The 13,583-nt window shown below is 66.9% G+C and carries 13 protein-coding genes; 12 read left to right on the forward strand and 1 reads right to left on the reverse strand.

The genetic code is table 11. The features are described 5' to 3' along the window. Positions 1–6: 6 nt before the first annotated feature. From H8S61_RS10930 to H8S61_RS10970, 9 genes are all read left to right on the forward strand, one after another. Positions 7–687 (forward strand): PspA/IM30 family protein, encoded by a 681-nt coding sequence (locus H8S61_RS10930; RefSeq protein WP_154332492.1) that lies wholly within the window; start codon positions 7–9, stop codon positions 685–687. Between the two features lie 118 nt (positions 688–805). Further along, entirely contained in the window at positions 806–1,342 is a 537-nt protein-coding gene (locus H8S61_RS10935) for a YtxH domain-containing protein (protein WP_186939008.1), read from the forward strand. A gap of 153 nt (positions 1,343–1,495) precedes the next feature. Beyond that, positions 1,496–2,497, forward strand: coding sequence for a PRC-barrel domain-containing protein (locus tag H8S61_RS10940; protein ID WP_186939009.1), 1,002 nt, complete (start codon positions 1,496–1,498; stop codon positions 2,495–2,497). Beyond that, on the forward strand, positions 2,490–3,215 hold the full coding sequence (locus H8S61_RS10945; RefSeq protein WP_235904798.1) for a TVP38/TMEM64 family protein: 726 nt from the start codon (positions 2,490–2,492) through the stop codon (positions 3,213–3,215). The genes H8S61_RS10940 and H8S61_RS10945 overlap by 8 nt, the downstream gene beginning before the upstream one ends. A 156-nt stretch (positions 3,216–3,371) precedes the next feature. Continuing rightward, positions 3,372–4,232, forward strand: coding sequence for a TM2 domain-containing protein (locus H8S61_RS10950; protein ID WP_186939010.1), 861 nt, complete (start codon positions 3,372–3,374; stop codon positions 4,230–4,232). Between the two features lie 706 nt (positions 4,233–4,938). Then, the gene (locus tag H8S61_RS10955; protein WP_154332488.1) at positions 4,939–5,877 is read left to right on the forward strand and encodes a beta/alpha barrel domain-containing protein; all 939 of its coding nucleotides are present in this window, start codon (positions 4,939–4,941) and stop codon (positions 5,875–5,877) included. A 406-nt stretch (positions 5,878–6,283) separates the two neighbouring features. Beyond that, positions 6,284–6,673 (forward strand): anaerobic ribonucleoside-triphosphate reductase, encoded by a 390-nt coding sequence (nrdD, locus tag H8S61_RS10960; protein WP_160940937.1) that lies wholly within the window; start codon positions 6,284–6,286, stop codon positions 6,671–6,673. 82 nt (positions 6,674–6,755) lie between these two features. Further along, positions 6,756–8,213 (forward strand): Na+/H+ antiporter NhaA, encoded by a 1,458-nt coding sequence (nhaA, locus tag H8S61_RS10965; RefSeq protein ID WP_255466570.1) that lies wholly within the window; start codon positions 6,756–6,758, stop codon positions 8,211–8,213. Next, complete coding sequence (locus H8S61_RS10970) at positions 8,210–8,560, forward strand: TIGR04076 family protein (protein WP_186939011.1); 351 nt, start codon at positions 8,210–8,212, stop codon at positions 8,558–8,560. The genes nhaA and H8S61_RS10970 overlap by 4 nt, the downstream gene beginning before the upstream one ends. Here the strand turns inward: H8S61_RS10970 and mscL are convergent. Next, entirely contained in the window at positions 8,557–9,009 is a 453-nt protein-coding gene (mscL, locus tag H8S61_RS10975; protein ID WP_160940939.1) for a large conductance mechanosensitive channel protein MscL, read from the reverse strand. The two genes, H8S61_RS10970 and mscL, sit on opposite strands and share 4 nt — an antisense overlap. Before the next feature lie 154 nt (positions 9,010–9,163). Between mscL and H8S61_RS10980 the strand changes: the two genes are divergently transcribed. The 3 genes from H8S61_RS10980 (at position 9,164) to H8S61_RS10990 (ending at position 13,579) form a co-directional block, all read left to right on the forward strand. Further along, the gene (locus H8S61_RS10980; protein ID WP_186939012.1) at positions 9,164–10,579 is read left to right on the forward strand and encodes an isochorismate synthase; all 1,416 of its coding nucleotides are present in this window, start codon (positions 9,164–9,166) and stop codon (positions 10,577–10,579) included. Then, positions 10,576–12,390 (forward strand): 2-succinyl-5-enolpyruvyl-6-hydroxy-3-cyclohexene-1-carboxylic-acid synthase, encoded by a 1,815-nt coding sequence (menD, locus tag H8S61_RS10985; RefSeq protein ID WP_186939013.1) that lies wholly within the window; start codon positions 10,576–10,578, stop codon positions 12,388–12,390. Before H8S61_RS10980 ends, menD begins: the two co-directional genes overlap by 4 nt. A gap of 250 nt (positions 12,391–12,640) precedes the next feature. Next, positions 12,641–13,579, forward strand: coding sequence for an alpha/beta fold hydrolase (locus H8S61_RS10990; RefSeq protein ID WP_186939014.1), 939 nt, complete (start codon positions 12,641–12,643; stop codon positions 13,577–13,579). Positions 13,580–13,583 lie beyond the last annotated feature (4 nt).

Below are 13,583 nucleotides of genomic sequence, written 5' to 3' on the forward strand. Positions count from 1 at the left end.
ACAACGATGGGCATCCTGGACCGATTCACCGACATTGTGAAAGCGAACATCAACGAGCTGCTCGACCGGGCGGAAGACCCCGCCAAGATGATCGACCAGTACCTGCGCGATCTGACCGACAACCTGGCCGAAGTGAAGCAGGAGACGGCCGGCGTGATGGCGGAAGAGGCGCGCACGAAGCGCCTCGCGGACGACTGCGCCGCCGACATGGAGAAGTACGACGGCCTGGCCCGCAAGGCGCTGCAAGCCGGTAACGAGGACGACGCCCGTGCGTTCCTCGCCAAGAAGCAGGAGCTTGAGGCGAAGGCCGCCGGTCTGCAGGCCACGTACGAGGCCGCGCACGAGAACGCCTCCAAGATGCGCCAGATGCACGACAAGCTGGTGGACGACATCGAAGAGCTGAAGGGCCGCCGCGAGGGGATCAAGGCCAAGGTTGCCGTGGCGAAGACCCAGGACAAGGTCAACGAGTTCACCTCGGGCGCCGACAAGGCGGAGGGCGCCATGAGCGCCTTCGACCGCATGGAGGCCAAGGCCGACCAGATGCTCGACCGCGCGAACGCCATGAACGAGCTGAACCAGCAGCCCGTCGATACGGCGGCTGAGCTCGAGGCGAAGTACGCGAACGCGGGCAGCGACGCGGCGGTGGACGAGGAGCTGGCGAAGCTCAAAGCCGATATGGGTTTGTAGGACAATCGGCGAGCAACGAAACGGCAGCAAAATCGTAGAGCGCTCGTGTTTTCCCTCATGGGGGCAGGCGGGTGCCCCTATAATGGACGGACAGACAAACATCCCGAAGGAGGCCGTCATGGGCAACAAATTTGGAGCATTTTTGGCTGGTGGGTTGGCCGGCGCGGTTGTCGCGCTGCTGTACGCCCCCCGGTCTGGTCAGGAAACGCGCGCTATGGTCACCGATAAGATGAACACGGCGTGGGGCGAGGCGCAGGAGCTGGGCTCCCAGGCCAGCGCCAACGTGCAGCATGCGTACCAGGATGCCACGTCCAAGGGTCAGGAAGTGGTGCAGGACGTGGCCGCGAAGGGCCAGGAGCTGTACGGCCAGGCGTCGCAGCGCGTGCAGGAAGCCGCCGACAACATCAAACCGGCGTTCTCGCAGAAGAACGACGAGCTGCGCGACAAGATCGAAGCGGCGCGCCAGCGTATCGCCTCGCAGGTTGCCAAGAACGCCGAGCAGGCGCACGACGCGGTGAGCGACACCATCCCCGTGGCGGCCGACACGGCGCATGACGCCGTCGACAAGGTCGAGGACAAGGCGCAGGACGTGGCCGACACGGTGAAGGACAAGGCCGAAGACGCTGCCGACAAGATCTCCGGCGACGACAAGTAACCAAACGCATTCATCACGAAGCGGCGAGGCAGGTGACGAGAGCGCAAGCTCCGCACCGCTCGCCGCTTCCTGAGTATTCGACAGACAACGGCGCTGGGGGGCCGCGGTGCGAGCCGCGGCAAATGCGCAGGTTGCCGAGTGGAGAAGAAGGTCATGGCAAGCAAACTCATCACCACGCATGAGCTCACGGGCGTTCGCGTCGTGGGCGGCAAGAACGGCACGAAGCGCATCGGCAAGGTGCGCCGTTTCGTGTTCCATCCGAAAGAGAAGCGCTGCATCGGATTCATCGTGAAGCGCCCCGACCTGCTGTGGATGTTCCGCCGCAAGGACAAGTTCGTGTCCATCGAGGGCTACGACATCGTGGACGGCCGCATCGCCATCCGCGACGTTCCCGAGGCTACCGACAAGGCCGCATGCAAGGCGCTGGGCGTCAACTGGGACGACTGCGTGCTGTGGGTGGGGCTTCCCGTCATGACCGAGGACGGCACGTCGCTGGGCATGGTGGGCAACGTCACGTTCAACCGCATCACCGGCGCGGTGGACACGTTCGACACCGATTCCGGCGCCACCGCCAACGCGCTGCTGGGCAAGCGCACCATTCCGGCCGATCTCGTCAGGGGGTTCCGCCGCGGCATGGGCGTGGCGCTCGCGCAGGTGGGCGCCGAAGGTCGCGAGACCGACGAGGTGGTGCTGGGCGCGATGCTGGTGGACGACGCGGCGAAGGATCTCGTGGCGGAAGGCGGCGTCGCCGAGAAGGCGGGCGCGGCCACGGCCGTGGCCGTCGATAAGGTGCACACCACGGTGGACAAGGCGAAGCCCGTGGTCAGCGAGGCCGCCAAGAAAACCGGCGAAGTGGTGAACAAGGGCGCGTACGCCACGGGCAAGCAGATCGCCGCCACGAAGGGCATGTTCTCCGGCTTCAAGGAAGAGTACGACAAGGCGCGCGGCACCAAGCCCGATTCCGACGACCAGGCGCTTGCGGCGCCGGACGAGGTTGAGGCCGAGGACGCTGTCGAAGACGTTGCCGTGCCCGCGAAGCCCAAGACGACGACCGCGCCGAAGAAAAAGACGACGACCGCCAAGAAGCCTGCGCCCAAGAAGAACATGTTCGCAGCCTTCAAAGAGGAGTATGACAAGGCCCGCCACGATGACTGACGAGAAAAAACCCGGCCGTAAAATCGAAAAGGCCGACATCTTCAAGTTCGCCGGCCTCATCGCGTTCTTCGCCATCATGGTGCTGATCGTGGTGCTGCTGTGGCCGTACTTCGGCGACCTTTTCGAGGAGGGCGGCATCGAGCGCATCATCACCGACGTGCGCGATGCGGGGCCCGTCGGGTTCCTCATCCTGCTGGGATTGCAGTTCTTGCAGATCGTCGTGGCGTTCATTCCCGGCGAGGTCGTGCAGATCGCGGCCGGTCTGCTGTACGGCCCGTGGGTCGGCGCGCTCGTCATCCTCGTGGGGTGCGTCATTTCCAGCGCGTTCATCTTCGCGCTCGTGCACAAGCTGGGCGCGCCGTTCGTGCAGAGCATGGTGCCCACGCAGTACCTCAACAAGTTCCGCAAGTTCGAGCTGACCGGCAAGCTCAACATCGTCGTGTTCGTGTTGTTCCTGATCCCCGGCTTGCCGAAGGACGTGTTCACGTACCTCGTGCCGCTGACGGATATGCGGATGCGCACGTTTTTGCTGCTGTCGAACGTGGGGCGCATCCCGGGCATCGTCGTGTCCACGTACGCGGCCGACGGGTTGGCTGACGGACGCCTCATGGAGAGCGTGATCATCTTCGCGGTGGCGGCCGTGATCGCCGTGCTGGGCATCGTGTTCCGCGAGCGCATCATGAAGCTGCTCGAGAAGCATTCGGATAAGAAGAACTAGGTGCGATCAGGCTTTTCGTCAGCATCTTCCCATACCTTAAGAAATACTGAACGACGTTTACGGTATTGTGACGAAACCGTCTCGCGCGCCTCGGCGCGCACTACTATGGCGATAAAGGATACCGACGCAGAAACGCAGGATGAGAGGTAGGTCCTTATGGCCACCAACGAACCTTTGAATAGCGCAGCGGACGAGGTTGCCGCTGCTGAAGCGGAGCTCAAGGCCGCTCAGGAAAAACTGGAAGCCGCGAAGGCGAAGCTGGCCTCGACGTCCGACGATGCGTGCGTTGTCGAAGGCGAGACGGTAGCCGCCGTGGTCGTCGATGAGGCGACGGGCGAGGTCGAGGCCGTCGTGGTCGAGGACGTGGCGGTCGTCTCGTGCGACGCGGAACCCGCGCGTGCGGAGGAAGCGCCGGCTGAGGCCGCGGCCGCGGCGCCTGCCGAGCCGGCCGAGCCGGAGCCTGCTTGGGTGCCGTACTCGACGGCTCCGGCGACTGCCCCCGCGGCTGCGGCCGCAACCGCTCCGCAGGCTGCCCCGACGCAGCCCCTGCCGACTGACGCCTCCGCCGCAGCCGCCGCTCCCACGCAGCCCGCGGGCGCAGCCCCGGCCGCCGGCCAGCCCGCGCCTGGCTACTATGCCGCTCCCGGTTACGCCGCGCCGCAGACGCCGCCGCATGCCGGCCCCGGCGCCGTGCCGCCGCAGCAGCCCTACTACGGCTACCAGCAGCCGTATTACCAGCAGCCGTACAGCCAGCCCATGGTCACGACGAAGGATCACGTGGCCGCCGGCCTGCTGGCCATTTTCCTGGGCGCGTTCGGCATCCACAAGTTCTACCTGGGCTACAACACCGCCGGCTTCATCATGCTGGCCGTCACCATCATCGGCGGCGTGCTGACGTTCTCGCTGGCGTCGTGGGTGATCTGGGTCATCGCCATCATCGAGGGCATCCTGTACCTCACGAAGTCCCAAACCGAGTTCGAGCAGATCTACGTGCTGAACAAGCGCGAGTGGTTCTAGTTCTGTTCCGCGGGCCGGCAGGCCCGCGGAACCGCCCTCGCTGACTCACTACGCCAACCCGCGAGCCCACCCTCGCGCTGCGCGCGAGGCGCAGGTCGCTTCGCTCCTGCGCGCCCCAACCTGCGAGCCCCTTATGCGCCCTGCGGGCGCATGGGCGGGTCGCTTCGCTCCCGCCCCGGTGTCGCCCGGCATCTCCATCCCGTGTTCGCGCTGCGCGCGAACGGATGTTTCACGTGAAACATCCGAATCCACCCACGGCCGATCGCGAGCCGACGGCGCCCTGCCACGCGGATGTGGGCGCAAAAGGGCAGCCATGACAATTTCGGGCGGGATTTCAGGTCGCCTGCTCGAGATTGTCCGAAACGCATTCGGCATATGCCCAGGTCGCAAGATCCCTGGTGCAACTGCAACATGAGTTCGCCTCAGGTAACATTGTCAGGACTGCCCTTTTGCGCCCACGTTTCAGCGGGGGAACGCTCGCCCGAAGCGAAGCGCGAACGGATGTTTCACGTGAAACATCCCGCGCCCTCGTCCCCCGAGGTTCTGCGTCTGTCGCGTGCCCTTGTTCGCGCTTCGCGCGAATCGGCGGCTCGTTCACGGGTTTTTCAGTGAAACGGAGCGCCCCGCTTCCCTTTTTCGCTAGAATGTCCCTATCGATAAGGCGTTGAGCCTCATCCGTTGAGTTGGATCCTATAAGGAGGAAACCATGCCCAAAATCACTCGTGACCAGGTGAGGGTGCCGGCCGACGTCATGCCGGAATCCCGTGACGAGTACATCGAGAACTTCATGAAGGCAACCCGCGGAACGGGCCGTCTCATGCTGTTCGCGTGCGATCAGAAGATCGAGCACCTCAACAAGGACTTCTACGGTGAGGGCATCGACATCGCCGACGCCGAGCCGCAGCACCTCTTCGAGATCGGCCGCCAGGGCGTGTGCGGCGTGTTGGCTGGCCAGCGCGGCCTTATCGCTCAGTACGCCGCCGACTATCCCGAGATCAACTATCTCGTGAAGATGAACTCCAAGACGAACATCGTGGGCGGCAGCCAGGACGACCCCTATTCGCCGCAGCTCTACGATTTGGACGCCGTGCTGGCCATGCGCGAGGCGGGCGTGAACATCGTGGGCATCGGCTACACCATCTACCTCGGCAGCGAGTACGAGTCCACCATGATGGCCGAGGCCGGCGAGCTCATCGCCCAGGCCCACGCCAACGGCCTGCTGGTCGTGCTGTGGATCTACCCGCGCGGCAAGGCCGTCAAGGCCGAGAAGGACCCGGCGCTCATCGCCGGTGCGGCGGGCGTGGCCCTGTGCCTCGGCGCCGACTTCGTGAAGGTGAACCCGCCGAAGCCCGAGGACGGCACCGCGCCGGCCGAGGCGCTCAAGATCGCCACGATGGCGTCCGGCCGCACGGGCCTCGTGTGCGCCGGCGGCTCGACGGTCGACGCCGAGACGTTCCTCACGCAGCTGTACGACCAGATCCACACCGGCGGCGCCGTGGGCAACGCCACCGGCCGCAACATCCACCAGCGCTCGCTGTCCGAAGCGGTCCGCCTGACGAAGGCCATCAGCGCCATCACGCTGGCCGACTACTCCGTGGAGGACGCCCTCGACGTCTTCAACGGCGACGAGGACTTCTCGCTGTAAAGCACCGAGTTCCACGCAGCCGCGCATCCCGACGGGCCCCTCATCGAGGGGCCCGTCGTGCGTCCACCCCAAAATGTTTCACGTGAAACATCCGTTCGAACCCCTGACGCGTACCCCTGCTCGCCGGATGCAGCTTCGCGCCACCCGCGGTTCCTCCGGATGCGCGAGGAAACGACGACACGGCCGAAGAGGGCGGGACGGACCCGCGGACGCGATCCGTCCCGTCGCGCACGGTGCATCAGACGGCTCCGCGCCTCGCCGTCTGCCGCTCGCGGGCTCACGCTGCCGTTCGCCTGCCGCAGCCGTTGGGGGATTGTTGCGCCCTGCCCCTAGCGCCCCTCCTCATTAAATGGTACTATAAATGTAACATATAAGAACAAGCAACAAACGCAGTAAGGAGTGCGGTATGGAAGCGGTTATGGACACGACGAACCCGATGGGCGATATGGTTGTGAACGACCGGCTGACCGTTGACGGCGTGAACGTATTGGTGGGCTACACCAACGAGAACGACCAGCATGTGACCGAGGCGGAGATCCGCGCCTACCTCGAGCGCGGCGCGCTGCAGCATCCGAACAGCGCCGTGACCGGCCTCGCGCTGCTGGTGGACGGCGAGGACGTGGGCATTCGCTACGAGCTGGCACCCGTCCCGTTCGATCGCATCCGCCGCATCACGGGCTATCTCGTGGGGACGATGGATCGCTGGAACGACGCGAAAACCGCCGAGGAGTCCGATCGCGTGAAGCACGGCGTCTATCGCGAAGATCGCGTCCCCACGTGCGCGAGCGGCCGTTAGCGCGAGCCCGGCTTTGTAAAATCTTCTGTTCGTTACCGGGCTGTGGCCGCGAGGTCACGGCCCGTTTCGTATACTACTACCTATGACATCAGAGAAAAACACCGACGCGCGCGAAGAACGCGAAAGCGCTCCTCGCGAAGAAACGCCGCCCGCCTGCCTGAGCGGCGATCCCACCTGCTCGCCTACCGAGCGCATCCTCGAGCCGGAAGTGCGGCGCCACCACCGCCGCAAGCGCAAGCTGCTCGAGTTCACGCACTCGTCCACGCGCGCGACCATGCTCATGCTGGCCGCGGCCGTGGCGGCGCTCATCATCGAGAACACGCCGGTGCTGCCGTACTTCGCCGAATTCTGGCACTCGTTCAACATCGGCATCTCCCTCGGCGATTTCGCGCCGCACCTCTCGCTCGAGCACTTCATCAACGACTTCCTCATGGCCATCTTCTTCCTGCTGGTGGGCCTCGAGATCAAGTTCGAGATGACGGCGGGCGAGCTCAAGAACCCGCGCAAGGCGCTGCTGCCCATCCTGGGCGCAGCGGGCGGCGCCATCGTCCCGGCGCTCGTGTACACGGCGGTGAACGTGGGCAGCGGGTTCGAGCAGGGCTGGGGCGTCCCCATGGCGAACGATATCGCGTTCTGCCTGGGCATCCTCGCGCTGCTGGGCAGCCGCATCCCGGCGGGGCTGCGTTCGTTCCTCTCGACGCTCACCATCGCCGACGACATCATCGCCATCATGGTGATCGCCATCTTCTACACCGCGAACCTCGACGTGGCGTGGCTGGCCGGCGGCTTGGGCCTGTTCGCCGTGCTGCTCGTGTTCAACCGGCTGCATATCTACGATCTGCTGCCCTACATCCTCGTGGGCCTGGGGATGTGGGTGTGCTTCCTCATGTCGGGCGTGCACGCCACCATCGCCGGCGTGCTGATGGCGCTTGCCATCCCGGCGCGCTCGCAGGTGAAGCTCGACCGCGCTCCGGGCTGGTTCGCCGCACGCGCGCGCCGCGCCGACGACCGCTACGATCCCGGCGAGCCCGACATCGTGCAGAAGGAGTACCTGTCCGAGGTGGCCGAGATCGGCCGCGTGTCGCGCCTGTCCATCCCGCCCATCACGCGCCTCGACCACCGCCTGCACATCCCCGTGTACTTCTTCATCCTGCCGCTGTTCGCGTTCTCGAACGCCAGCGTGGTGCTGACGGGCATGGACCCGCTGTCCATCATCACGAACCCCGTGACCATCGGCGTGTTCTGCGGCCTGCTGTTCGGCAAGCCGCTCGGCATCTTCCTGGCCACGTGGCTCACCGTGAAGCTGAAGCTGTCCGACCTGCCGCACGGCGTGAACTGGGGCCATATCGCGGGCGTGTCGGTGTTGGGCGGCGTGGGCTTCACCATGGCTATCTTCGTGACGAACCTCGCGTTCGTCGATCCGAACATGATCGCCATGGCGAAGGCGGCCATCTTGGCGGCGTCGCTGATCGCCGGCATCGCGGGATTCTTCATCCTGCGCGCCGTGACCGACGAGGAAGATCTGGAGGAGACCGTATGAACAAGGTGAGGATCACCGTGCTCAAGACGACGCTCGACGAGGAGCTGGCGGCCGAGTTCGGCGTGGAGGGCCTCAAGGCGTGCCCGATGCTCGAGGCCGGCCAGGTGTTTCACGCCGACTACGCGAAGCCCGAGGGCTTCTGCGACGAGGCGTGGAAGGCCATCTACCAGTACGTGTTCGCGCTGGCGCACGGCGTGGGTCAGGACGGCGGCCTGTTCTATTACGGCGACTGGATTCGCAAACCGGGCGTGGCCGTGTGCAGCTGCAACGACGGCCTGCGACCGGTTATCTTCAAGCTGGAAGCCACGGGCGAGGAATCGGCCCTCGACTACGAACCGGTGCGCTAGCCTATCTTCGGCGTGGACGCGGCGGGCGCGGGCAGCTCGGCCGTGCAGTGCGGGCAGCGCGTGGCACCTTCGTTCACTTCTTCCAGGCAGAACGGGCAGTGGGGCGCTTCCATCTCCTCGGCGTGCTGGCCGCGGGTGGTCAGCGTGCGCGCCTTGTTCAAGGCCTTCACGATGAGGAACACCACGAACGCGATGATGAGGAACTGGATGACGGCGTTGATGAAGTTGCCGTACGTGAACGCGGCGGCATCGGGGCCGTCGCCCAGGGGGATCTTCATGTCGGAGAAATTGATGCCGCCCGTCACCAGCGAGATGATCGGCATGATGAGGTCGCTCACCACCGAGTTCACGATGGCGGTGAACGCGGCGCCGATAACCACCGCCACGGCCAGATCCATGACGTTTCCCTGGTTGATGAACTCCTTGAACTCCTCGAAGAACTTTTTCATAGTGTGCCTTTCTTGCGTGCTTGCAGGGGCGGAGGTTCGCGTCCGCCGCAGGATAGGATCAGTATAGAGGCCGTCGTGCTAGAATGCGATTCACTCACGATTTGGTTGACTGTTCGGTGCCGAGCGCGGGACGGCGATAGCGAGAGAGGCCTTTATGACGAAGATCTTTTCATACACGCAACCGATCGAAGCCGATATCGTCGACGCGTACTGCGTGCTGCAAAAAGGCTTCACCGACCAGTTCGTCTACTATCGCAAAGACCGCCCCGTCCGCTTCATGGGCATGGGGCGCTGCATCGCGCTGCCCACGCTCGACGGCGTGGAATGCGAGCTTGAAGGCCCCGCCGACCAGCAGCCCGTCTTCTTCTCGTTCAACCGCTTCGACGCCGAGAACCCCGCGCCCAGCGACGAGCTGTTCGAGGCGTTCCCGCGTTTGAAGTTCATGCTGCCCGAAGTGATTCTCATCGAGGACGAGCGCGGGGCGTACTTGCAGGTGAACTCGCTGAGCCAGGTGTACCCCGGCCGCATCGAGCGGTTCGCGCGCCAAGCGCTGGGCGCGCCGCGCCGCAGCCGCCGCACCATTCCCTTCAAGCTGAAGCCCGACCCGCGCCCCGTGTGGCGCGCCAATGTGGAGCGGGCGCTCGACGCCATCGAGCGGGGCCGCATCAGCAAGGTGGTGCTGTCGCGTCGCCAGCGCCTCGAGGCGTTCGAGCCGTTCTCGTCGAAGGATTTGCTGGTGAATCTCATCGACGGACCCGCGCGCGGCACCGTGCTGCTGTACCGCTACGCCGACGTGTTCTTCTGCGGCTGCACGCCCGAGCTGCTCGTGCGCAAGCGCGGCAGCGAGGTGGAGAGCATGTGCCTGGCGGGCACGTGCCCCGCCGGTTCCAGCGAGGATGAGCGCGCGCGGCTGGCCGACGAGCTCATGGCCGACGCGAAGAACCGCGCCGAGCACGACTACGTGGTGCGGTTCATCCGCGAGGTGTTCCACCGCACGTGCTACGACGTGGAGGTTCCCGAGGAGCCGGGCATCCTGCCGCTCACGCACGTGCAGCACCTGTGCACGCCCGCGAGCGCGCGCATGCTGGAGGGCGTCGATCTGTGGACGATGAAGGACGATCTGCATCCCACGCCGGCCGTGGCCGGCACGCCGGTGGGCGAGGCGCAGATGCTGATCAGGAGCATCGAGTCGTACAACCGCGGGTTCTTCGCCGGCGCGTGCGGCTACGTGGACGGCGCGGGCGACGGTGAGTTCTCGGTGGCGCTGCGCACGGGCGTGTTCGATGGCGAAGTGGGCTGGGTGTACGCGGGCTGCGGCATCGTGGCCGGCAGCGTGGCCGACGACGAGTACGACGAGATCGGCATGAAGCTGAAAACCGTGCTGTCGGCGTTCGACGGCGAAGAGGTTCCGTCGGCTTGTCAGCCGACGGAACGAGTCGACGCTGCGGCTTCCCGCAGCACCCGATCTGTGGCCGCTGACGAAGGCTCGCGTACCAAAGTACGCCACGCCTCCGCCATCGCTGACGTTACGAACGACCGGCGACATGCGAGTGACGGGGGTGCGCGATGAGGGCCGATCCTACGGCGAGCGCCCTGTTCCTGGGCGCGTTCTTCGACGAGCTGGAGCGTTGGGGCGTGCGCGACGTGGTGGTGAGCCCCGGATCGCGCTCGACGCCGCTTGCCATGGTGGCCTACGAGCTGTCGCGCCGCTTTCCCGAGCGCATGCGGCTGTTCGTGGACGTTGACGAGCGCGGCGCCGCGTTCTTCGCGCTGGGCTTGGCGAAGGCGAGCGGGCATCCTGCGGCCGTCATCTGCACGTCCGGCACGGCGGTGGCGAACTACTACCCGGCCGTGATGGAGGCCGAGTCGTCCCGCGTGCCGCTCATCGTGCTGACGGGCGACCGCCCGGCGCGGCTGCAAGGCCTGGGCGCGCCGCAAACGTGCGACCAGCTGAACGCGTACGGCGCGCACGTGCGCGCGTTTCGCCACATGCCCGAGCCTGCCGCGGATGCGGCCGCCCTCGCGTTCGCTCGCCAGGCGGCGCGCGAGGCGTGCATCGCCGCAGGCGGGGAGCTTGCGGGCTCCGCGAGAGAGCCGCGCATCGCGGGCGCCTGCCTGGGCGGCCCCGTGCATCTGAACTTCCCGTTCGACGAGCCGCTCAAGCCAGACTTGCACGTCGAGGGCTTGTTCGAGGCCGGGCGCGGCATGCAGCACGCGTTGCCCGACCTGCGGATGGCGTACCCGCCGACGTACTTCGATCCCGTCGATGCCGCGCGCATGCTCGATATGCTGCGCGGGCGGCGCGTGCTCGTGGTGGCGGGCGAGGGGTCGTCCGCGACGGCGGGCGAGGCGAACGCGCTGCTGGCCTGGGCCGAGTCGTTCGAGTACCCGCTGCTGGCCGACCCGCTGTCGGGCCTGCGTACCACGTCGGACGCGCTCGTCGTCGACCACTACGACACCGTGCTGGCCGCGCCGACCGAGGCGCTGACGCCCGAGGTGGTCATCCGCTTCGGACGCTACCCGGTGTCGAAGCGCGCCACGACGTTCCTCGCGTCCGCAGACGCCGTCAGCATCGTGGTGGACCCGCTGGAGACGCGCGATTTCAACTGCGCGACCGACCTGCATCTACGCTGCACGCCGCTCGACTTGTCGCAGACGCTGCTCTCGGCGATGCGCGGGCTCGCGCGCGAAAGCATCATGAGCGACCGGCAGCACGCGTTCGCAACGGCCTGGTTGGGCGCGAACGCCGAGGCGGGCCGGCGCGTCGAGGCGGTCGGCGCGGTGGAGGGCGGTTTCGAAGGCGCGTTCGTGCGCCGCGTGGTGGAGCGCGCGCCCGAGGGATCGTGCCTGTTCGCGGCCAACTCGATGAGCGTGCGCGCCCTCGACACGTTCTACCCGAAGGGCGACAAGCGGCTGACGGTGCTGTGCAACCGCGGGCTGAACGGCATCGACGGAACCGTGTCGACGGCGCTCGGCGCGGCGCAGCGATTCGAGCAGACGACCCTGCTCACGGGCGACTTGACGCTGCTGCACGACCTGAACGCCCTCGCGTTGCAGCGTGAGCTGCGCGTGCAGCGCGAGTTGGGCGCGCCGCCGTGCAGCATCGTGATCGTGCTGCTGAACAACAACGGCGGCGGCATCTTCGACATGCTTCCGCAGCGCTCGGACGACCCGTACTTCGAGCGGCTGTTCCTCACGCCCCAGGACGTGGAGTTCGGGGCGGCCGCGCAGGCATTCGGCGTGCCGTATCGCCTGGTGGAGAACGTGGATGCGTTCGACGCGGCCTACGGCGAAGCGCTCGGCGTGCCGGGTATCTCGCTCGTCGAGGTGCGCGTGCCTCTCGAGGGCCTCCCCGAGCGCTACGCCCCGTACTGGTCGTAGGCGGCGAGGAAGAGATGCGCGCTGCGCGGTTGCGCCGGCTTTCGGAGGTTCCGACGGCTGAATCTGGCACAAAATCACGGTTTGGGCGAAAGAATCCGAACGCGGAAATGTGCGACCTGGGCATATGTCTGCGCCTTCGCCTCGTTTCGGCGAATTTGAGGTCGAATGTCTGCCCAAACCGTCAATTTGTGCCAGATCCTGGGTTTGCGACCGAGCGCTCTCGCTTGCGTCGCTGCGCGGCGAGGAGTCGATGATGCGCGCGGTCGACACGCGCCGGTTCTCGTGCGGCGGAACCGCGTACGCCTACCGCGTCTGGGCGCCCGCGCCCGCCGCGGGCCACGCCACGCCCCCCGCGCCCGACGCGGCCTGCGTCGCGCGGGTCGCCCCGCGCGTCGCGCCTGCGCCCCTCGTCCTGCTGCACGGGTTCGCGCAGAGCGCGGCGTCGTGGGACGCCGTGGCGCGCGCGTTCGCGGATGCCGGCCGCCCGGTGTACGCGCTCGACCTGGCGGGCCACGGCGCAAGCGAGCGCCCCGCCGACCCGCGCGCCTACGCGCTGGACGCGCAGGCCGACGCGCTGCTCGCCCTCGCCCGCGCGCTCGCAGCTGAGGCCAACACACGCCCCGCGATCCTCGGCTACTCGATGGGCGGCCGCGTGACGCTCGCCGCGCTGGCCCGCGACCCGCACGCGTTCTCCGCGGTCATCCTGGAAGCGGCCGGTTTCGGCCCCGCCACGCAGGCCGAGCGCGACGCCGCCGCCGAGCGCGACGCGGCCTGCGCCGCCCGCCTGCGCGCCGACGGCCTCGAAGCGTTCATGGACTTCTGGGAGCAGCTGCCCCTGTTCGCCAGCCAGCGCGACCTGCCCTCCGATGCGCGCGCCCGCCTGCGCGCCGGGCGCTTGGCGAACGACGCCGGGGCTCTCGCGCGCACGTTCGAGCACGCCGGCCAGCACGTCATGCCCGCCCGCGCGACGACGCTCGAAACGCTGGGGAACCTGCGCGCCAGCGGTACGCCGCTGCTCTACCTGGCAGGCGAGCGCGATGCGAAGTACCGCGCCCTCGCGGCGCAGGCGGCCGAGGGGGCGGGCGCGACCGTGCGCATCGTGCCCGGCGCGGGCCACAACGCGCACCTCGAGGCGCCCGCGGCGTTCGTGAACGAAGCGGCATCGTTCCTCTCCGCCGAACGGGTATAATGAC

Source organism: Eggerthella hominis (assembly GCF_014287365.1).
GTDB lineage: Bacteria > Actinomycetota > Coriobacteriia > Coriobacteriales > Eggerthellaceae > Eggerthella > Eggerthella guodeyinii.